This window comes from Niallia sp. M35 (genome assembly GCF_050971705.1).
Classification (GTDB): domain Bacteria; phylum Bacillota; class Bacilli; order Bacillales; family Cytobacillaceae; genus Niallia; species Niallia circulans_A.
The window spans coordinates 11,395-30,958 of the sequence record NZ_JBPCEP010000028.1 but is presented as its reverse complement, the minus strand read 5'-3'; the positions used below and the strand labels follow the sequence as shown (position 1 = coordinate 30,958).

At 37.1% G+C, this 19,564-nt stretch carries 15 protein-coding genes and 2 riboswitches; of the genes, 14 read left to right on the top strand and 1 reads right to left on the bottom strand.

The features are described 5' to 3' along the window. Positions 1–78: 78 nt before the first annotated feature. Both NiCM35_RS25500 and NiCM35_RS25495 read left to right on the top strand, forming a co-directional pair. Complete coding sequence (locus tag NiCM35_RS25500) at positions 79–1,095, top strand: oxidoreductase (protein ID WP_095332950.1); 1,017 nt, start codon at positions 79–81, stop codon at positions 1,093–1,095. Between the two features lie 159 nt (positions 1,096–1,254). Next, positions 1,255–2,928 (top strand): ribonuclease J, encoded by a 1,674-nt coding sequence (locus NiCM35_RS25495; RefSeq protein ID WP_095332952.1) that lies wholly within the window; start codon positions 1,255–1,257, stop codon positions 2,926–2,928. A 104-nt stretch (positions 2,929–3,032) separates the two neighbouring features. On the opposite strand, the gene NiCM35_RS25490 is transcribed toward NiCM35_RS25495, so the two are convergent. After that, positions 3,033–4,304: an FAD-binding protein gene (locus tag NiCM35_RS25490; RefSeq protein WP_163187744.1), complete on the bottom strand. Its 1,272-nt coding sequence runs from the start codon at positions 4,302–4,304 to the stop codon at positions 3,033–3,035. A 215-nt stretch (positions 4,305–4,519) separates the two neighbouring features. After that, positions 4,520–4,606, top strand: a riboswitch (cyclic di-GMP riboswitch). Positions 4,607–4,736: 130 nt separating this feature from the next. Between NiCM35_RS25490 and NiCM35_RS25485 the strand changes: the two genes are divergently transcribed. The 12 genes from NiCM35_RS25485 to NiCM35_RS25430 all read left to right on the top strand — a co-directional run bounded on the left by NiCM35_RS25485 (position 4,737) and on the right by NiCM35_RS25430 (position 19,544). Then, positions 4,737–5,105: a hypothetical protein gene (locus tag NiCM35_RS25485; protein ID WP_047943348.1), complete on the top strand. Its 369-nt coding sequence runs from the start codon at positions 4,737–4,739 to the stop codon at positions 5,103–5,105. A gap of 56 nt (positions 5,106–5,161) precedes the next feature. Continuing rightward, positions 5,162–5,872 carry a hypothetical protein gene (locus tag NiCM35_RS25480; RefSeq protein ID WP_235850340.1) on the top strand — a complete coding sequence of 237 codons (711 nt, stop codon included), beginning with the start codon at positions 5,162–5,164 and terminating at the stop codon, positions 5,870–5,872. Positions 5,873–5,919: 47 nt separating this feature from the next. After that, complete coding sequence (locus NiCM35_RS25475) at positions 5,920–7,107, top strand: methyl-accepting chemotaxis protein (protein ID WP_095332956.1); 1,188 nt, start codon at positions 5,920–5,922, stop codon at positions 7,105–7,107. 93 nt (positions 7,108–7,200) lie between these two features. Further along, positions 7,201–7,286, top strand: a riboswitch (cyclic di-GMP riboswitch). Between the two features lie 126 nt (positions 7,287–7,412). Then, positions 7,413–8,780: a sodium-dependent transporter gene (locus NiCM35_RS25470; protein ID WP_433780871.1), complete on the top strand. Its 1,368-nt coding sequence runs from the start codon at positions 7,413–7,415 to the stop codon at positions 8,778–8,780. A 41-nt stretch (positions 8,781–8,821) separates the two neighbouring features. Next, the gene (locus NiCM35_RS25465; protein WP_433780870.1) at positions 8,822–10,471 is read left to right on the top strand and encodes a pyridoxal phosphate-dependent decarboxylase family protein; all 1,650 of its coding nucleotides are present in this window, start codon (positions 8,822–8,824) and stop codon (positions 10,469–10,471) included. Between the two features lie 292 nt (positions 10,472–10,763). After that, positions 10,764–12,359 carry a DcuS/MalK family sensor histidine kinase gene (gene dcuS / locus NiCM35_RS25460; RefSeq protein WP_095332962.1) on the top strand — a complete coding sequence of 532 codons (1,596 nt, stop codon included), beginning with the start codon at positions 10,764–10,766 and terminating at the stop codon, positions 12,357–12,359. Position 12,360: 1 nt separating this feature from the next. Beyond that, positions 12,361–13,068 (top strand): response regulator, encoded by a 708-nt coding sequence (locus NiCM35_RS25455; protein ID WP_095332964.1) that lies wholly within the window; start codon positions 12,361–12,363, stop codon positions 13,066–13,068. A 193-nt stretch (positions 13,069–13,261) separates the two neighbouring features. Beyond that, positions 13,262–14,230, top strand: coding sequence for a 2-keto-3-deoxygluconate permease (locus tag NiCM35_RS25450; RefSeq protein WP_433780869.1), 969 nt, complete (start codon positions 13,262–13,264; stop codon positions 14,228–14,230). 147 nt (positions 14,231–14,377) lie between these two features. After that, positions 14,378–16,081: an NAD-dependent malic enzyme gene (locus NiCM35_RS25445; protein WP_123258813.1), complete on the top strand. Its 1,704-nt coding sequence runs from the start codon at positions 14,378–14,380 to the stop codon at positions 16,079–16,081. An 841-nt stretch (positions 16,082–16,922) separates the two neighbouring features. After that, a complete protein-coding gene (locus tag NiCM35_RS25440; RefSeq protein ID WP_123258814.1) occupies positions 16,923–17,705 on the top strand; it encodes a sugar phosphate isomerase/epimerase family protein in 783 nt (260 codons plus the stop codon). Then, a complete protein-coding gene (gene surE / locus NiCM35_RS25435; RefSeq protein ID WP_095332973.1) occupies positions 17,702–18,511 on the top strand; it encodes a 5'/3'-nucleotidase SurE in 810 nt (269 codons plus the stop codon). The genes NiCM35_RS25440 and surE overlap by 4 nt, the downstream gene beginning before the upstream one ends. After that, the gene (locus NiCM35_RS25430; protein ID WP_095332975.1) at positions 18,504–19,544 is read left to right on the top strand and encodes an ABC transporter substrate-binding protein; all 1,041 of its coding nucleotides are present in this window, start codon (positions 18,504–18,506) and stop codon (positions 19,542–19,544) included. The genes surE and NiCM35_RS25430 overlap by 8 nt, the downstream gene beginning before the upstream one ends. Positions 19,545–19,564 lie beyond the last annotated feature (20 nt).

Sequence of the window (19,564 nt, the reverse complement as noted above, 5' to 3'; positions counted from 1 at the left end):
TAGGAGGTGCTTTTCACATGACAAATAGGAAGAAAAATGGGATAAATAGTATAATAAATAAATTTTTAGGAGGCTGCTATGCTTACTATTGGTTATATTGGAAATGGGAAAAGCACAAACAGATATCATCTGCCGTTTGTATTACAAAGAGAGAATATCAAGGTAAAAACAATTTACCAAAGAAATCCAAAGCGTGAAAGCTGGGATCGAATTGCAGGAGTCAATTATACATCTGATTTAAATGAATTATTAAATGATAAAGACATTCAATTAATTGTTATTTGCACAAGACATGACAGTCATTTTGAATACACTAAATTAGCACTAGAACATAATAAACACTGTTTAGTTGAAAAACCTTTTATGGAAACTGCCGAACAGGCCAGAGAAATATTTGCATTGGCGAAAGAGAAGAATTTAATTGTGCAGGCGTATCAAAATAGACGTTTTGACAGTGATTTTCTGACTGTGCAAAAGGTCATTGAAGAAGGAAAACTAGGGGATTTGCTGGAAGTGGAAATGCACTACGATTATTACCGTCCGGAAGTGCCAGAATCTGCACAGACCTTTAATCCTGCGGAGTCATTTTTATATGGACATGGCTGCCATACGCTTGATCAAGTCATCAGCTATTTTGGCAAACCTGATCATATTCATTATGATGTAAGGCAATTATTAGGACAAGGAAGAATGAATGATTATTTTGATTTAGATTTATATTATGGGAAGATGAAAGTGTCTGTAAAGTCTAGTTATTTTAGATTGAAAGAAAGACCTAGCTTTGTCGTTCATGGAAAAAAGGGATGTTTTGTGAAAGAAACAAAAGATCGTCAAGAGGAACATTTAAAATTATTTTACATGCCGGATAATAAAGATTTCGGGATAGATACGATAAAACATTATGGAGTATTAACCTACATTGATGATGAAGGGACAATCCATGAAGAAACAGTGAAATCGGTAAACGGCGATTATGGAAGAGTGTATGATGATTTATACAAAGCGATTATAAATGGGGAAGATAAGACCATAACAGACGAACAAACGTTATGGCAAATGGAAGTATTAGAAACTGGCATAAAAAACTTAAAATAGTGAATTTTGGATTAAGACCCCTTATTGGGGTTTTTTCTTTTTCTGCAGGAGCCTTTTCTTTAAAGTTTCTTAAGCAATAGATGTGTTTCTCTTCTTTTTGCATGAAAGCTAAATAAAAAAGAAATAATAACAATATTTAGTGTGCTAAGGAGGAGAATAATGAAAGTGGATGAGAATGCTTTGTCGTTTTTTGCATTAGGCGGAATAAATGAAATCGGAAAAAATATGTATGTCGTTCAATATGAGGATGAAATTTTTGTTATTGATTGTGGAGGGAAATTTCCTGATGAAAGCTTATTGGGTATTGATTTAATAATTCCAGATATAACCTATTTGGAGGAGAATCAGGATAAAATTAAAGCTTTAATCGTTACCCATGGTCATGAAGACCATATTGGTGGAATCCCCTATATTCTAAGGAAATTAAGCATTCCTATTTATGCTACAAGATTTACCTTAGGTTTAATAGAGCTTAAAATCAATGAGCATAAGCTAAACGGAGAGACAAAATTAATAACTATTGATTCTAGCTCCAAGCTAGAGTTTGGAGAAGTGCAAGTTTCCTTTTTTAAGGTAAGTCACAGTATCCCAGACTGTCTTGGAGTTGTTTTCCACACCCCAGAAGGAAATATTGTTCACACAGGTGACTTTAAATTTGATTTAACCCCGGCGAATAACCAATATGCTGATATACATAAAATGGCGGAAATCGGGCAGCAGGGAGTTTTAGCATTAATATCAGAGAGCACAAATGCAGAACGAAAGGGGTTAACTCCTTCTGAACAAATGGTTGGTTCTCATTTAGATGAAGCCTTTATGAAAGCAGATGGGAAAATTTTCATTTCGACATTTGCTTCGAATGTTAATAGAATACAACAAGTAGTAGAGTCTGCTATAAAAACGAATCGTAAATTAGCATTGCTTGGCCGCAGTATGGTAAATGTGGTGAACGTTGCTATAGAACGTGGCTATCTTCATATGCCGGAGGGAATGTTAATTGATGTCAGTCAAGTAGACCAACTGCCAGCAGAGAAAGTTGCCATTCTCTGTACAGGTAGTCAAGGAGAACCAATGGCTGCTTTGTCACGTTTAGCAAGTGGGAACTTTCGCGATGTTACAATATATCCGGGGGATACTGTTATTCTAGCAGCATCTCCAATCCCTGGAAATGAAAAAGACGTCTCTAAAATCATAGATAATTTATTTCAACTTGGGGCAAAAGTAATTTATGGTTCTGGCAGTACAACCGGTATGCACGTTTCTGGTCATGGCTATCAAGAAGATCTAAAGTTAATGTTAACCTTAATGAAACCAACCTACTTCATTCCCATTCATGGAGAATCTCGTATGCTCTACCATCATCGAATATTAGCAGAATCAGTGGGAGTGGAAAAAGAAAATACTTTTATTATTAAAAATGGAGAAGTTGTCGATATCAAAAATGGAGTAGCCCGTCAAACACGCTTTGTCCCAGCAGGAGACACATATGTAGATGGGATGGGTGTTGGGGATGTTGGCGATATTGTGTTAAGAGATCGAAAGCAGCTATCGGAAGATGGGATGCTTGTTGTTATTATTACCATCAGCAAGGGCGACAGGAAGATTATTTCTGGCCCAGATACGATTACGAGGGGATTTGTTTATGCCCGTAACTCTGATGAATTACTGAAGGAAGTAAACCGTTTGGTCAAAAAGACTGTCAATGACTTGCAATCAGAGAATATTCATAAATGGAATGTAATGAAACAAAATATTAAAAAATCGGTTGGCCAGTATTTATTTAATCAAACAAAGAGAAAGCCAATGATTCTTCCGATTATTATTGAGATTTAGCATGAAAAATTTGATATTTTCTAAAAAGCAATGGGAGCAATAGATTAAGCACCCATTGCTTTTTAGTTTAGAAGCAACCTAGCGGGATTTTATTGTAAACGGATTCAGTTATGTTCGTTAAAAATATACTTATTCATAAAAGTATTGCGAAACTTACCTTGTGGGTCGTACTTAATAAGTAATTGCTGGAATGCGGGCATTTTTTCATATAGCGATTGTATTTTGGAAGGGGCGGTAGTAAATAGCTTCCCCCAATGTGGCTTTGCCTGAAAAGGCTCGAGCTTGGATTCGATTAACGGGAGTACTTGCTGAACTTCCTTCCACTTATCTTGCCAAGTAAAGTGAATAGCGATGGAATCCTGTTTATAGGATGGGCTTAACCACAGTTCGTCCTTCGCAATTGTCCGCACTTCCGAAATAAATAAAAGGGGTGCGATGTATTCACGTATTTCACTAAGGGCACAAAGAGCGTTATAAGCATGCTCTCGCGGGAATATATATTCACTTTGCAGCTCTTGTCCCTTACTTGGAGTGAAGTCCATCCGGAAGTGTGGCATGCGATCAAGCCAATCTCCTGGAACACCAAGCTGTGCCGTGCAATTAGTTGCAGCGACTCCTCGTACTGGATGAAGATTTTCTTTGGCTGCTTTTGCTCCGTAAAAGTCATCACCTAATGAAAAAGTCTGGTCATCTGTCAGCTTACTCTTTAACCACACTTGATTAAATGTTTCGTCCTGCCAATCTGTAAACAGACTGACACTATAAGCACTGGAAGAAATGGTGTCAAAATGATGAGCTGTTTGAGCAAATGGAAGATTTTCATAAACATCTTGCCGCATTAGATGACTTGGATGAATATCTAAGGTGAGTTTTGTAACAATACCAATTCCTCCTAATCCAACGACTGCACCATGTAATTCCTCTTCTGACTTTTCTCTTGAAAAAGTTATGATACAACCGTCCGCTGTAACGACTTCCATAGCGGAAACTGCAGCAGCTAAATTTTGATTGCTATTACCTGAACCATGAGTTGCTGTAGCACAAGCTCCAGCAATCGAAATGTGTGGAAGGGATGCAAGATTATGTAAGGCATAGCCATGCTGCTGAAGCACGTGGCAAAGATCTCCATACTTCATTCCTGCTTCTACCGTTACTGTTTTTTCTTCGCTATTAATAGCAATAACTTTATTCAGTTTTTGCAAAGAGACGATATTCTCCTCTGAATCAGCGATGCTATTAAATGAGTGACGAGTTCCAATTACACGAAGCTTTTTTAATTTTAAAACTAATTGTTGAATTTCCTCCACTGATTCTGGTTCGTGCCAGTTAGTTGCACTATATTGAAAATTCCCTGCCCAATTCCTTTTCAATCCCATAACGCCACTCCTTTATTGAGTTTATTATACAATTTAACTATATACGTAAAGAGAGAGAATTTTCAAATATTATCATTTGGAAAAAACAAGGTAATTAGACCTATTTTTTGTTTCTTTTATGTGAAGAAAAAATACTGGTATCGACAAAAAATGACAAGTTCCTTATAATGGAATAGTAATATGTATATATGCTATTAGTACTATTGTTTTCCTGAAATTGAAAAAGGCAAACTTATCGAAAGGTAAGGACGCAAAGCTACGAGTCTAAAATCCTTCTGGATAATGATAGTCGGGTTGCCAGGTATACTTTAAGCAATTATTTGGCTATCCCTATTTATGTATGTCTAGGATAGCTATTTATTTTTGCTTTGGACTTGTGGAGAACAATAAAAAACATAAACTATAGAAACTTAATAGAAAAGGAGATTTGAGATGATTGTTGTAGACAAAAAGAAGTATAAAATGGAAATAGATGAAAACTCAAAAGAAGTACGTGTCCAGGTACATGGATTGATGAGAGAGGAAGACGCAGAGGGGTATATGGTTGATTTACAGGATACGATAAGTAAAGTATCTAAAAAGGATTATACTTTTGTCGTGGATGGTACTCATCAAACGCCTGTTCCATCAAAGGTGGTACCTCAGTTAGAACAAACAATGCAATTTTACTCTAGCTTAGGTTTTAAGGATGTTCTTGTAATTAAACCTTCGTCAAAAATTGCCCAAGTGCAAATTAGAAACGCCCTAGAAAGAATTGATTTTGCAGGTACATTTATTGATCGTGCCTCTCATTCTAAGTAATGCCAGGTTTTAATAAAAAAGCTATTTTTTAATCCGATTTGAAAGGGAGTTATGAAGTGCAAAAGGTAGAAATGTCGTATAAATATGAAATTATAACAAAGGAACAAACGGATCTAATCGAAAAGGCTGCTGACTGTCTTGCAAGCTCATTTATTGGAGTGGATATTGCTGGGAAATGGGTTCAAGAGCCAATGGTTGGTCAGTTAAATATAGGCTATGAGGATTTCTATCAGTTCACGAAAGATTATATAGATGCTACTGTGGAGCAAGGATATTGTGCAGTTGCAATAGATAATAATCAAAAGGTTGTTGGTGTTCTTGCTGGAGATACCAATGCTCCAGAGATTATTGGAGAAGATGTATTTGAAGGCACCTTTTTAGATATGAATGTTATTCTGCATGTTCTTGAGGATGTAGATAAACGCTTTTTGGATGATTATAAGCAGCGCACTGGAAAAGAACTGCAGGATGGCGAGATACTTCATTTATTCATGTTAGGAGTAACTGCTGAACTTGAGCGTCACGAAATTATTAAGCAATTAGGAAATAAATTAATAACGAAAGCATCTGAACAGGGATTAAAGGCTGTTGTAGGAGAAGCAACAAATCCTAAGTCTATGCGTGTCATGGAAAAATATCATAATATGAAGAAATATAGAGATGTTAAAGGAAATTATATTGTTCATAAATATCAAGAAAATAGCAGATTAAAAGATATTCCTGCAACAATCGCTGACGGCACTTATATCATTATGAAAGAGTTTTAAAATTTCAGTATGTCTAAACAAATATATAAATAGGAGAGTTATTTATTATGGAGGCTATATTGCTAGGTATTATTGTTATCTTATTGGTTACCACCGTGTATTTTGCTTATCGATATTTTACATTGAAACATCATCCTCATATTAATAAAGAGATCATGAACGGGATGAAAGAAATAGCTGCAGGCAGTATGAGCAGCAAAGTAGAAGGTTCAAGTTCTTATCATGCTACCTTTAATCAATTAATTGAATTTTTAGAGCGTGTAAGGGGAAAGTTCTTTTCTTTTTCCAAAAATGTACATAAAAAGGGAGAAAGTTTAACTGAAATTGGTGAATACGCGATGGAAAAAGCGGACATTGTTAGAGCAGCAATTGACGAGGTTGGCAGAGGCTTACAGAAACAATTAGTCGCTACAGAGGAAAGCGCCCTTTCAATGGAAGAAATGGCTCAGGCGATTGAGGATTTATCCATAAGATCCAATCAAATTTCGGAACAGTCCAATACTACATTAGAATTAACGCAAGAGGGAGACGAAAAGTTAAAGGACTCTTTAGTGCAAATGGAGCAATTTAATCAAACAATTAATACAACTTTTCATGCCATCAATAATCTTGGAGAAAAATCTAAAGAAATTGGAACAATCGTAAAAGTAATTACAGGTATTTCCGAACAAATTAATTTATTGGCTTTAAACGCAGCGATAGAAGCAGCTCGGGCCGGTGAACACGGTAAGGGATTTGCTGTTGTAGCAGATGAAGTACGAAAATTGGCTGAACAGTCCCGTCAGTCCTCTTCAGAAGTATCGAATATTGTGAAAAATATTCAAGAAGAAACGAATATAGTTGTTAAATCAATGCAACAGGGCACAGAAGAATTTAAAGAGACAAATACTAACATCTTAGAGGTTGGAACAATGTTTGAACAGATTCTGTCGACGACAAAGGTTATTGCGGAAAATAATGAGAATTCCTCTGCAAGTACAGAAGAACTATCGTCTGCTTCTCAACAAATCATGGCGACAATTGTACAGATAGCTTCTATCTCACGAGAATCGGTTGAAATGTTTGAGGAATTAATCGAAATCAGCGATGATGAATTACAAACAATTCAAGGTCTAGTACAAGAAGCCGAAAATCTTTTAGAATTGAAAAATGATGTAGATAAACTATTATCCACGTGGAATCAAGCTTCAGAACAAAAATCACATGCTGAAGGTGATATTACTGTAGCGGTTTAAGTTAGAAAAAAGCTTCTCATCGGTATTCAAACTTGTGAGAAGCTTTTACTTTAATTCCACTTTTAACGTAAATAACAGTATTTTGTTATATTCCTTCGAAAATAGCAAACTCATTGAAAAATGAGGACGCAAAGCTGCGGGCCTAAAGAAGTATTTCCATGGTAGCCAGGGTTGCCAAAAGGGTTGGATATTTGCTTATAAAGCAATAGATTGCTTTTTTATGTCCTCCTTCGTGTGGACTTTTTTATTTGGATTTGAGTTTCTAGCAGAAGGGATTGTATGTTGCAACAGGAAAGGGAGTAATTATGTCACAACAAGAGCAATGGAGATCAAAAATAGGATTTGTTTTAGCAGCAGCCGGATCAGCGATAGGATTGGGGGCTATTTGGAAATTTCCTTACGTCGCTGGAACAGGGGGAGGAGGAGCCTTTCTCTTACTTTTTTTAGTATTTACTTTGGTGTTGGGTATGCCCTTATTATTAGGAGAGTTTATGATTGGGAGAATGGGGCAAAGTAATGCGGTTCGAACATATGGCAAGCTAGCCTCTAATACTAAGTGGAATTTTATTGGTAAACTCGGTGTGTTTACAAGCTTTTTACTTCTATCGTTTTATAGCGTTGTAGGCGGCTGGATAATCCTATATATTGTAAAGGTTTTGAGCGGTGGTTTAGCTGGACTGAGTCAAGATCAATACGGAGAGCTGTTTGGCGAAATTATTTCCAACCCTTATTCCACTATATCGGCACAGCTTGTATTTATGCTAATCACGATTCTTGTTGTTGCCCAAGGTGTGCAAAAAGGAATTGAATTAGCAAGTAAAATTATGATGCCTGCATTAGTTATTTTATTTTTAATATTAGTGATTCGCTCTTTAAGTTTGGATGGAGCAATGGAGGGAGTAAAGTTCCTGCTTGTGCCAGATTTTTCGAAGCTGACATCTGAGAGTATTTTATTTGCATTAGGACAAGCGTTTTTTACCTTGTCATTAGGTGTTTCGGTTATGCTTACATATGCTTCCTATTTACCTAAGTCTCAAAATCTACCCCGTTCGGCCATTTCGATCATTATCTTGAATATCGTTATAGCTTTATTGGCGGGATTAGCTATTTTTCCAGGAGTTTTCTCCTTTGGTATGGAGCCAAATGCAGGACCTGTGTTAATATTCTCTGTTTTACCTGCAGTGTTTGCTCATATGCCCTTTGGTATGGTTTTTTTCTTGGCCTTTTTACTATTATTCTTATTTGCAGCTCTCACTTCCGCATTCTCAATGATTGAAATTATAGTTGCAGCCGTTACTAAAAATGATACAGCTAAAAGGAAGAAAGCTACTTGGATAATTGGATTCCTTATTTTTATTGTTGGTATTCCATCTTGCCTATCGTATGGTGCTCTTTCCGAAATCTATCTATTCAATAAGACAATTTTTGATTTGATGGATTATCTGGTTAGTAACATCTTAATGCCTCTAGGTGCATTACTAATTGCCATTTTTGTTTCTCAAAAAGTTTCAAAGGCTGATTTATTTGCAGAATTAAAGCGAGGATCAAATGTAGGATATGTATTTTTTATGATTTGTTATGTTCTGTTGAAATACGTTGTTCCTATTGCCATTGTTATCGTTTTTTTAGACGCAGCAGGCTTATCAGATTGGATTATTACTTTGTTTAAATAAAAAATACTTCTAGGAAAAAAACGTCAAGGAGGTCAAATAAAATGAAGGAAATACAAGCATTGTTTCCTAGCATGGACGGAAATGACTTTCAACGAGAGGAATTACTGTCCTACTTTAAGACAATTTTAACAAAAATAGATGAATTAAAGGATCCTGACAAATTAACACTTGGAGAAATGCCAGAGTACACCGAGGATTATTATAATCGTGTGATTCAAAATGCGAATGTTCCTCAAGCAGGGGTGTCGATCGATGAAGTAATCAAAGAGCTTCTAAAATTGGTAGAAGGTCATCGCTATGTCAATCGTAATTATGTGGCCAATGCAGCACCTTTGCCGAATATTGCTAGTATCATAGGTAATTTAGTCATGGTGCTTGTAAATGGGAATAACCTTTGGGATGTAGAAGGCCCGGCCGCAGCTGCAGCTGAAGTTGAAATCACAAGTATGCTGTCTAAATTAATCGGATATGACGAAAATTTAAGTGCGGGCTATACAACATGGGGAGGGCAAGGAGCTGTTTTCAATTCTTTACGCATCGCTATTGCTCGTTATGCTCCTTCCTCTAACCAAATGGGCATTCCGAAAAATCTTTACTGCTTTTGTTCTGAGTTATCCCACTACAGCTTATATAAATCTGTAGAAGCAGCCGGAATTGGAGTAGAAAATATGGTTAGAGTTAAGGTGAACCAAGATCATTCTATGAATCTAGAAGACTTAAAGGAGAAAATAGAGCAAGTTATTGCAAAAGGTGGGGTGCCTCTTTATATTCTTGCAACAATGGGCACAACGGATACCTTTGGAATTGATGATATAGCAGGAATTAAGCAGCTAGCGGAGGAGCTAGAACGCAAGCATTGTCTAAGCCCGCTCTATATTCATGCAGACTCAGCGATGGGAGGAATGTACACCTTCTTTAATGACTATGATTTTGAGAGAAATGCCCTTCAATTGGAAGATGATGTTAAGGAAGTTTTGCAATCCTATCAACAGAAGTTTAAACAGATCAAGCATGCTGATAGTATGGTATTTGATTTCCATAAGCTAGGACAAACACCGTATATTACAAGTTTATTTTTGATTAAAAACAGAGAAAGCCTTAAGTATGTTGATTTAGACGAAGAGGAAACTCCTTATGTTGGCAATCGTGGTTACGGCAGCTACCATACAGGCTATACATTAGAATGTTCGCGAATGGGAAGTGCGTTAGCAATTTATGCATCGTTATTAGCATTTGGTGTGGAGGGATATCAAATGCTGCTAGCTAACTATATTCGTGTGAATAGTAAATTTAGAGAAACGCTGACAAAAGAAATCCCGAATGTTGCCATTACGAATGAGGTTTCACCGATTACCACTTTCCGTTTTTATCCAGAAGAGCCAAAATGGAAAGAAGAAAGGAACGGTCTTTTAACTGCTGAGGAAATGATTGAAATTAATCAATTTAATGATGCGTTTGCAGAAATAATCGGTGCTGAAAGAGATACGATTTTCTTTGGGAATACAAAAAAGCAGTGCCTAGTAAAAGCAGCAAATTCAAACAAGCAAATCCCTGTATATGCGCATAAATTTTTCACTATTTCGCCATACTCTACAGTAGAAGAGATTGACCGTTATGTGGCATTTTTAAAAGAACACTTATCATTTTTTATGAAAACAACATCAACTTATGACAGCATTTCCCTGCTATAAGGAAGGACTTTTTTTAATTACAAAAAAGCCCCATAGTTTATTTAAGTATATAATGAATTTAAAAAACTTTCTCTTTACAAGGGAAGGTTTTTTAGTTTTCATGACCTTATATATCAAGTGATAGACACTCTTTTATTAAATAGTAGTCTATATTATATGCTGATTATTTCTCCTTAATGCTGTTTTGCCATTTATGATAGAGAATGGAGTCTGTTTTTGTCTCTTTAGAATGAGCAGTTTTTTATTTAAGTACTACGATAACAATTAACCCTATAACCCCTTGGAGGAGAATATGAAAAAAGGCAAATTCAGTTTACAAGCTATCATTATTATTTTTGTATGTATTGTTGTTGCTTTCTCCCTTGGAATTACGGATTTGATTATCAGTAATAGCATTACCTCCAGCGTGGAAGAAACACAGAAAGAGAAGGCACTGGATGTTGCGAGGATGATGGCGATAACTCCGCAAGTAATAGGAGTTCTTGAAGGTCGAGAGAATGAGGAAGATGTCCAAGTATTTGCCAATCAAATTAAAACCCAGACGAATGTGAACTTTGTTGTGGTGATGGATATGAACGGAAACCGTCTATCCCATCCGGAAGCTAGTAAAGTTGGAAAGCATTTTAGCGGAGGAGATGAAGGCCCCGTACTTAATGGAAAGGAATATGTTTCTATTTCCAAAGGAACTCTTGGAAAATCGATGCGGGCATTTACGCCAATAAAAAACGCTGAGGAAGAGCAAATTGGTGCAGTGGCAGTAGGAATTTCTTTAAAGAGTGTAACAGAAGCTGTCCACAAAGGACGGATGGGAATTGGAATAGGGACTTTAATAGGAATTCTCATCGGCATAATAGGGGCTGTCGTGCTGGCGAGGTATTTCAAGAAAATTCTGTTAGGGCTTGAACCCTTTGCTATTGCTAAGCTTTTGGAAGAGCGTAGCTCGATGCTGCAGTCTGTACGTGAAGGAATTATAGCCATTGATCAGGAGGGAAAAATCACGCTTGTGAACAAAGCAGCTAGTAAGCTTTTTCAAAAAGCAGGCATTGGGGAGGATGCTATTGGAAGGAACATTGAAGATTATTTACCAGAAACTCGGTTAACACGCATCATAAAATCTGGTGAAATGGATTTGGATCAAGAGCAGAACTTGCATGGGGTAACCATTTTGGTAAATAGAGTTCCTGTAGTGGTAGAAAATCAAGTAGTTGGGGCTATTGCCACATTCCGTGATAAAACAGAGGTTCAACAATTAGCTGAGCAGCTGACAGGGGTGCGCAATTATGCAGATGCGCTCCGTGCTCAGGCGCATGAGTTTATGAATAAACTCCATGTTATCCTTGGTTTAGTTCGTACGGAACAATATGAAACCCTTGCTAATTATGTAAGTGAAACGGTTAATCATCGGGAAACAGAGGTAGGCTTTGTTACGAAGAAGGTTCAAGATCCTGTACTTGCTGGATTTTTGATTGGTAAGCTAAGCTTTGCTAGAGAATCAGGCGTTTCCCTTTCCTTTGATTGTGAAAATATCCTTCCAAAACCAGCAGACCCGGAGATTACAAATGAACTAATTACGATTATCGGAAATATCTTTGATAATGCAATAGAGGCAATGGTAGACAGCATAAACAAAAAGATAGATCTCACCTTGGATTATGCAGAAGAAATTTTAACGATCGAAGTGAAAGATACTGGAATAGGAATGACAAATGCACTTCAAAATAAAGTGTTAGATAAAGGCTTCTCTACTAAAGGAAATAATCGAGGATTTGGATTGTACTTATTAGTAATGGCGATTGAAAGGTTGGAGGGGGAGCTTATTATTTCGTCCAAGCCTGGGAAGGGCACCACTTTTGCCGTATATATACCATATAAAGCAGAGGATGAATAAAATGATTAATGTGATGATTGTAGAAGATGATCCAATGGTAGCAGAAATTAATAAACGATATCTTTCTCAAATCAATGGGTTTCATTTAACTGCAACCGCCAATTCAGTAGATGATGCGATTACTTTATTAAAAAAAGAAAAAATAGAGCTTATCCTTTTAGATATTTTTATGCCTGGAAAGATTGGGCTGGAGCTATTAGCTTATCTTCGAAAAAATGATCTTGCTATTGATGTTATCGTGATTTCGGCTGCTTCCGATCTTGAGCGCATTAAGAAAGCTTTAAGACATGGTGTAGTCGATTATTTAATAAAGCCGTTTGAGTTTGAAAGATTTAACACAGCGCTGACAACTTATCTAGAGCAAGCTAGGATTACCAATAAGCAAGCTTCCATTAGTCAACAAGAGTTAGATACGCTTCTTTTACATAGGGAAGAATCTGTGACAGTGGAAGAATTGCCGAAGGGATTAACAAAGGATACGTTAAAACAAGTATGGGAAGCAGTTCAAAAATTAAAAGAGGAACCTTTCTCGACCGATGATGCTGCGAACTTAGTAGGTATATCAAGAGTATCTGCTAGAAAGTATTTAAATTTCTTAAAAGATTTAGGAATACTGGAAGTTAAGGTAATCTATGGCACGATTGGAAGACCTGTTTATCAACATGAATATAATCGCTTAAAAGAACACAGAATAAAAAACTTTTTGTAAGCAGCATGAAAGCTGCTTACTTTTTTTATTTACAAAAAGAATTATTAAACTTTCATAAACTATGAAAGCGTTTAACTGGAGAGTAAGATGAACTTGTAAAAAACAAAACGTTTTGGGCTTAACAATCTCAAACGTATTGATAGAGGCTCGAATGAAGTCAATAGGGAGTAAAAACTTTGTTAGGAGGATTAAAATGCATATTCCAATTAAGAAGACGCTTGATAAAATTCCAGGTGGTATGATGGTTGTACCGTTATTTTTAGGGGTATTAACGAACACATTTTTCCCGCAATTTTTAGAAATTGGTCATTTTACAACAGCTTTATTCAGCAAGGAAGCATCATCCACCATTCTTGCATTATTTATGTTTCTGATTGGTTCACAAATTAATTTCAAACTTGCCCCAAAGGCAATCAAAAAGGGTGCCATCTTACTAACAGGTAAATTTATAGTAGGTGCGGGGATAGGGATTGCAGTCGCCATGCTATTTGGACCTGCTGGAATATTAGGGTTATCGCCATTGGCAATTCTTGCAGCCTTATTAAATGCGAATGGAGGATTATATGCATCGCTTGCTTCTTCTTATGGTGATGAAACAGATGTAGGAGCATATGCATTATTTTCTTTAAAAGACGGACCATTTTTCACGCTAGTTGCACTAGGAGCATCCGGTCTTGCAGCCATTCCTTTTCAGGCACTTGTAGGTGTCTTAATCCCAATTTTGATTGGAATGATCTTGGGAAATATTGATCCAGACATGAGAAAGTTTCTTGGTAGCAGTAAATTATTATTAATTCCATTCTTTTCTTTCCCATTAGGAGCAGGAATGGATCTTAGAACCATTGTAGAAGCAGGAGGGCCAGGGTTATTACTAGGATTAATAGCTGCGTTTACAGGAATTGGAGCTTATCTTCTTTTGAAATTATTTAAAGAAAATCCAATTGTTGGCTTAGCAACAGGCTCTACTGCTGGGAATGCTGTCGCTACACCAGCTGTGGTTGCAGCCGCAGATCCGACCTTATCTTCAATAGCCCCAGCAGCTACTGCTCAAGTTGCAGCAGCATGTGTTGTATCTGCCATTATCTGTCCGATTATTGTTAGCTATGTATTTAAAAGGTCGCAAAGAAAGAAGACCAATAAGTCGATGGCGAGTGCAGCATGACAGATAAAAACGAGTACTGCATTATTTAGTTACAAAATAATGAATTTAAGTTAAATAACCTAGTGAGAAAGTACAAACAGTAATAACATAGGAATAAAAAAAGCGATCTTTTAATCATATTTTAAATAGAAAGAAGGATTACCCACAATGACTGTGTCAGATAATGTAATTATCACAACGTTAAAAGGAAAAGAAATTCTCTCTAATCCCTTTTTAAATAAAGGAGTAGCTTTTACGAAAGAGGAAAGAGAAGACCTTGGTCTAGACGGTCTGTTACCGCCCCAAGTACTTACGCTTGATGAACAAGTAAACAGAGTCTATGAGCAATATTTGATGAGGACCACTAATCTTTTCAAAAACGGCTTACTGAATGATTTATATAATCGCAATGTCGTTCTATATTACCGACTTTTAAAAGAACATCTTGCAGAAATGCTGCCAATCGTTTATACCCCGACTGTCGGTGATGCTATCCAGTCTTACTCTCATAGCTATCATCGTCCAGAAGGATTATATCTTTCCATTGATCATTTGGAAGGGGTGGAAAAGGCGTTTCGTAATCTAGGAAAAGCCAAAAATGATATAGATTTAATTGTTGTCACTGATTCGGAAAGTATCCTTGGAATTGGAGATCAAGGAGTAGGTGGTATTAATATTGCAATAGGAAAACTAGCGGTATATACAGCAGCTGCTGGTATTGATCCTAGCCGAGTTCTGCCGGTTGTACTAGATGTTGGTACAAATAATCAGTCTTTAATTGACGACCCTATTTATATTGGTAACAAGTTTGCCCGTGTTCGTGGGGATCGTTATGATCAATTCATTGATTTATTCATTGATACTGCAAGAAGGTTTTTCCCAGAAGTGCTTCTTCATTGGGAGGATCTTGGCAATGTGAACGCCCGCAATATTTTGGATAAATATGGGGACAAAATTCTTACCTTTAATGATGACATTCAAGGAACAGGTGCTGTAACGCTTGCAGCGATTATGTCTGCATTAAAAGTCACAGGTGGAGCATTGAAGGATCAGCGCATTGTTGTCTTTGGTCCGGGTGCTGCTGGAATCGGTAATGCGGACCAAATGGTTGATACAATGGCTCTAGAGGGACTTACTAAAGAAGAAGCCTATGACCGTTTCTTTGCAATTGACTATCGAGGATTACTGACAGATGAAACACCAGGTGTTTTGAAATTTCAAATGCCTTATGTAAGAAAAGCAGAAGAAGTTAAGCATTGGAATCGAAATGAAGATGGAATCATTTCCTTAATGGAAGTAGTTAAAAGGGTGAAGCCAACCATCTTAATTGGTACTTCTGGCCAAGCGGGTGCTTTTACGGAAGAAATCGTGAAAGAAATGGCAAAGCATGTTGAACGTCCTATTATTATGCCGATGTCCAATCCTACTAATCTGGCTGAGGCTATGCCGGAAAACTTGATTAAATGGACGGATGGAAAAGCATTAATTGCAACAGGAAGTCCGTTTGCTGATGTAGAATATAATGGTGTTTCCTATGAAATTGGGCAGTCGAATAATGCATTTGTCTTCCCAGGTTTGGGACTTGGTGCTATTGTTGCAAAAGCGCAAATTATTTCCAAAGGAATGTTTGCTGCAGCCGCTAATGCGGTCGCCGAAATGTGTGAAACGAACCAACCAGGGGCATCGTTACTTCCTTCGATTGAGAAATTACATGATGTCTCTATCTATGTGGCAGTGGAAGTCGCAAAAGCGGCTATAGAGGAAGGAATTGCAAGAGCCGAGATTACGGATGTAACAAAGGCTGTGATCGATGCAGTTTGGCAGCCTGAATATAAGAAAATTAAAAGTGTTGGAATGTGGGCCAATGTTTAATGAAATTATAAATTAGAAAAAATGCCTCTACTCCTGGTAGAATCGGATTGTTCGATTAGCCAGTGGTGGTAGGCATTTTTATTTTACAAATTATAAGCCGTTTGTCGTTTTAAAATTCATGGGTTTCTTTCTTTTTCCTATATTGTATAACATCCGTAATTACCCATAGAGGGATAATAAGAACAACAAAAGCAATTTTCAACCAATAATCAACAAAACTAAAGAGAATAAAAAGCATAAATAGAACATAACAAACAAATTTCAAAACTAAATTTACTAATTCAGATTTAAACATCGTTATCAATACCATTCGCTATTTTTACTTTCCTATACGAATAATGAAATCAATAAGTTTTGTTAACCTCGAACAAAATCCACATTTACAAAGCACACTCCCTGATTTTATTTCTTTTTAATATGGAAGATAACAGAAATAAAGGCAAAGGAAATGGAGAGTCATCCTCTGTGCCCAAAAGGAAGAGAAGCAGAGGAAAAAGGGAATAGAGAAAAACAAACAAACTGGAGCAACTCCTATTCGGAGAGGCATTTTGTCTTTAGTATAATTTGCTTTTACTTAGCTGTTAGCAATCTTCCAAGGTCTTTTCAAACTAACTTAACTTTCTCCTTTTTAAATCGCCATGTATTTTAATCAAATGTAAATAATTTACGCTTCTTTTACAAAAGCTCGCTTTTTTCCTGTAAAATCAATCCCTTCAGCTTAAATAATCAGAATTTTATTTAATGATTTCTTTACACTACTCCCTAATGTAGCTTTATATTTATTTTCTAAAATTTAAATTAATAGAGAAATTAAAGTAATCAAAAGGAGTGAGGTACTTTTATGCATTTTGCGTCCACACTAGCTTGGGCTTATCCGGTAGATCAAGTGGTCCAGCTTGCTAAGCAGAGCGGGTTATCAGGATTAGAAATTTGGGCAGAACATGTATGGTTTCATGGTACAGATCCAAACAAAATTCGTGAAGCGAATCGGAATCAGTCTATCAACCTAACCATGCATGCGGCGAGTTGGGACTTAAATATTAGTTCTCTAGAAAAAGAAATAAGAGAAGGCTCTGTAAAGCAGATCCAGAATTCTATTAAGTTAGCAGATGAGATAGGGGCAGACTCGATAACGTTTCATCCGGGGAGGTTGACACTTCCGCAGATAAAACAGGAAATATATGAATCTTTCATGATGGAATCTATTTTGACATTAATCGAAACAGCAAAGCGGTACAAGAAAACCTTAAGCATAGAATTGATGGAGGTAAAGGCAAAGGAATTCGTGACAACTCCAGAAACAATGAATCGACTGATCGCGGGCTTCTTGCCGGAACTGAAAACAACCTTTGACGTTGCTCATATTTCAGAAGGAACTCCACAGCAAGCCTTTGCTCAGTTAATAAATGTGGACAAAATTCATATTAGTGACAATTCTCGGGGGCAGCTGCATGTTCCTCTTGGTACGGGTATTCTTGATAGAAATATGCTGAAAGAATTTATATCGATCAATGATCTTCCAGTTGTAGTAGAGGGCTTTGATGCATCAGAAAGCTTGAACTGGTGGAATCATAATCTTCATTATTTAAAAAGCCTGGCAATGATGAAGGAGGTACCACAATGAAAGTGCTCGTAACAAACGATGATGGTATTTTTGCTCCAGGTCTCCAGGCACTAGTTGAAGTGCTTCAGCATTTTGCAGATGTTTATGTGTCCTGCCCAGATCAGGAAAGAAGTGCTGTCAGTCATTCGATAACATTAAGAGTTCCTTTAAAAGCAAAACCACTCCCGCTTTTTCCTGGTGTAAAAGGCTGCTGGGCTGTTAATGGAACTCCGGCAGATTGCGTCAAGCTTGGAATAGAAGTGCTGATGAAAGAGCCGCCAGACTTTGTTATTTCAGGGATAAATCTTGGGCCAAATTTAGGGCGTGATCTTTATTACTCAGGCACCATGGCTGGAGCGGTGGAAGGGCTGCTTTATGGCATTCCAGCTGTAGCAGTATCGTTAAACGCTTTTTCTGATATAGATATCAATTATGAAAAAGTGAAAAAGCTGCTTTATCCTATTGTGGAAGTACTTCTGCAAAACAAGATTCCAAAGGGAGTCTTTCTGAATGTGAACTTACCATACCTCTCGAGGGAAGTTTATAAGGGAGTTCGTATTGTTCCTCTAGATATGGATGTTGCCAGGTATTCATATGTTGGACTGAATGATCCACATGGACAAGTGTACTACTGGCTGAAGGATCAGCTTCATAATATGAAGGACCTTAAAGCAGATAGTGATTACACTTTGTTGAGAACAGGCTATGTGACCATATCGCCAATCGAGTTTAGAACATTTCATAGAAGAAAAAAAGAACAAATTGAACGTTGGTTTGCTCATTTAAATATTGCTAGTACAGATGAGGAGGAAATAGATTATGCGTAAGTGGATGCTTGTATTAATGTTTGGAATACTGATGGTTTTTACAGCAGGCTGTGGCAGTAAGGAAAGCAGTGAGCCCAGTAATGCCTCTAAAGATACAGGTTCATCAGAATCGAAGCTAGAGGGATCCCTTCATTTTTATACCTCACAGCCCGATGCAGATGCTGCTAAATTAGTAGAAGGATTTCAAGCTAAATATCCTGATGTAAAGGTAGAAACATTCCGTTCAGGAACAGAGGAAGTCATTTCAAAAATTAAAGCGGAAAAAATGGCTGGCAAGATTCAAGCAGATGTTCTATTGGTAGCAGATGCAGTAACATTTGAAAGTTTAAAAGAAGAGGATATGCTCAAAGCATATGAATCAAAAGAAGCTGCTGAAATTCCTGCTGAGCTTGTTGATCCAGATCATACTTACTATGGAACGAAGGTCATGGCAACTGGATTAGTTGTAAACACGCAAAAAGTAAAAAAATTGCCAACAAGCTGGAATGTCCTTACTTCTAAAGAAGCAAAAGGGAAAATTATTATGCCAAGTCCATTATATTCCGGTGCTGCTGCCTATAATTTAGGAGTGTTTACTCGCCAAGATAAATTAGGATGGGACTTTTACAAAAATATTGCTGCAAATGATGTAACGGTTACAAAAGGGAATGGCGATGTACTTAAAGGTGTTGCTGGTGGAGAAAAAGACTATGGGATGGTTGTAGATTATCTAGTTACACGCGCGAAAGCAGAAGGATCTCCAGTGGAGCTAATTTATCCTGAAGAAGGGGTGCCTGTTATCACTGAACCAATAGGAATTATGAAGGACGCAGACAATGTAGATGCAGCACAAGCCTTTGTTGATTTCGTTCTATCCGAGGAAGGACAAAAGCTTGCTGCCGAGCTTGGATATACACCAATTCGCAAAGGGGTTGAAGCTCCTGAGGGACTTAAAACGATAGATGAAATGAAAGTCCTTTCTACTGATGTGCAAGAATTATATCGTGCCAGAGACGGTGATAAGAAGGAATTTGAAACGGTAATCAGTGAATAGAACACTATTTATGAAGGAGT

What these genes read in the sequence shown, in the direction of transcription:
- NiCM35_RS25465 (WP_433780870.1), top strand. Translation starts at nt 8,822, where the DNA reads ATGAAGGAAATACAAGCATTGTTTCCTAGCATGGACGGAAATGACTTT.
- NiCM35_RS25495 (WP_095332952.1), top strand. Translation starts at nt 1,255, where the DNA reads ATGAAAGTGGATGAGAATGCTTTGTCGTTTTTTGCATTAGGCGGAATA.
- NiCM35_RS25485 (WP_047943348.1), top strand. Translation starts at nt 4,737, where the DNA reads ATGATTGTTGTAGACAAAAAGAAGTATAAAATGGAAATAGATGAAAAC.
- NiCM35_RS25445 (WP_123258813.1), top strand. Translation starts at nt 14,378, where the DNA reads ATGACTGTGTCAGATAATGTAATTATCACAACGTTAAAAGGAAAAGAA.
- NiCM35_RS25500 (WP_095332950.1), top strand. Translation starts at nt 79, where the DNA reads ATGCTTACTATTGGTTATATTGGAAATGGGAAAAGCACAAACAGATAT.
- NiCM35_RS25450 (WP_433780869.1), top strand. Translation starts at nt 13,262, where the DNA reads ATGCATATTCCAATTAAGAAGACGCTTGATAAAATTCCAGGTGGTATG.
- NiCM35_RS25440 (WP_123258814.1), top strand. Translation starts at nt 16,923, where the DNA reads ATGCATTTTGCGTCCACACTAGCTTGGGCTTATCCGGTAGATCAAGTG.
- NiCM35_RS25470 (WP_433780871.1), top strand. Translation starts at nt 7,413, where the DNA reads ATGTCACAACAAGAGCAATGGAGATCAAAAATAGGATTTGTTTTAGCA.
- NiCM35_RS25490 (WP_163187744.1), bottom strand. Translation starts at nt 4,304, where the DNA reads ATGGGATTGAAAAGGAATTGGGCAGGGAATTTTCAATATAGTGCAACT.
- NiCM35_RS25455 (WP_095332964.1), top strand. Translation starts at nt 12,361, where the DNA reads ATGATTAATGTGATGATTGTAGAAGATGATCCAATGGTAGCAGAAATT.
- NiCM35_RS25430 (WP_095332975.1), top strand. Translation starts at nt 18,504, where the DNA reads ATGCGTAAGTGGATGCTTGTATTAATGTTTGGAATACTGATGGTTTTT.
- NiCM35_RS25475 (WP_095332956.1), top strand. Translation starts at nt 5,920, where the DNA reads ATGGAGGCTATATTGCTAGGTATTATTGTTATCTTATTGGTTACCACC.
- surE (WP_095332973.1), top strand. Translation starts at nt 17,702, where the DNA reads ATGAAAGTGCTCGTAACAAACGATGATGGTATTTTTGCTCCAGGTCTC.
- dcuS (WP_095332962.1), top strand. Translation starts at nt 10,764, where the DNA reads ATGAAAAAAGGCAAATTCAGTTTACAAGCTATCATTATTATTTTTGTA.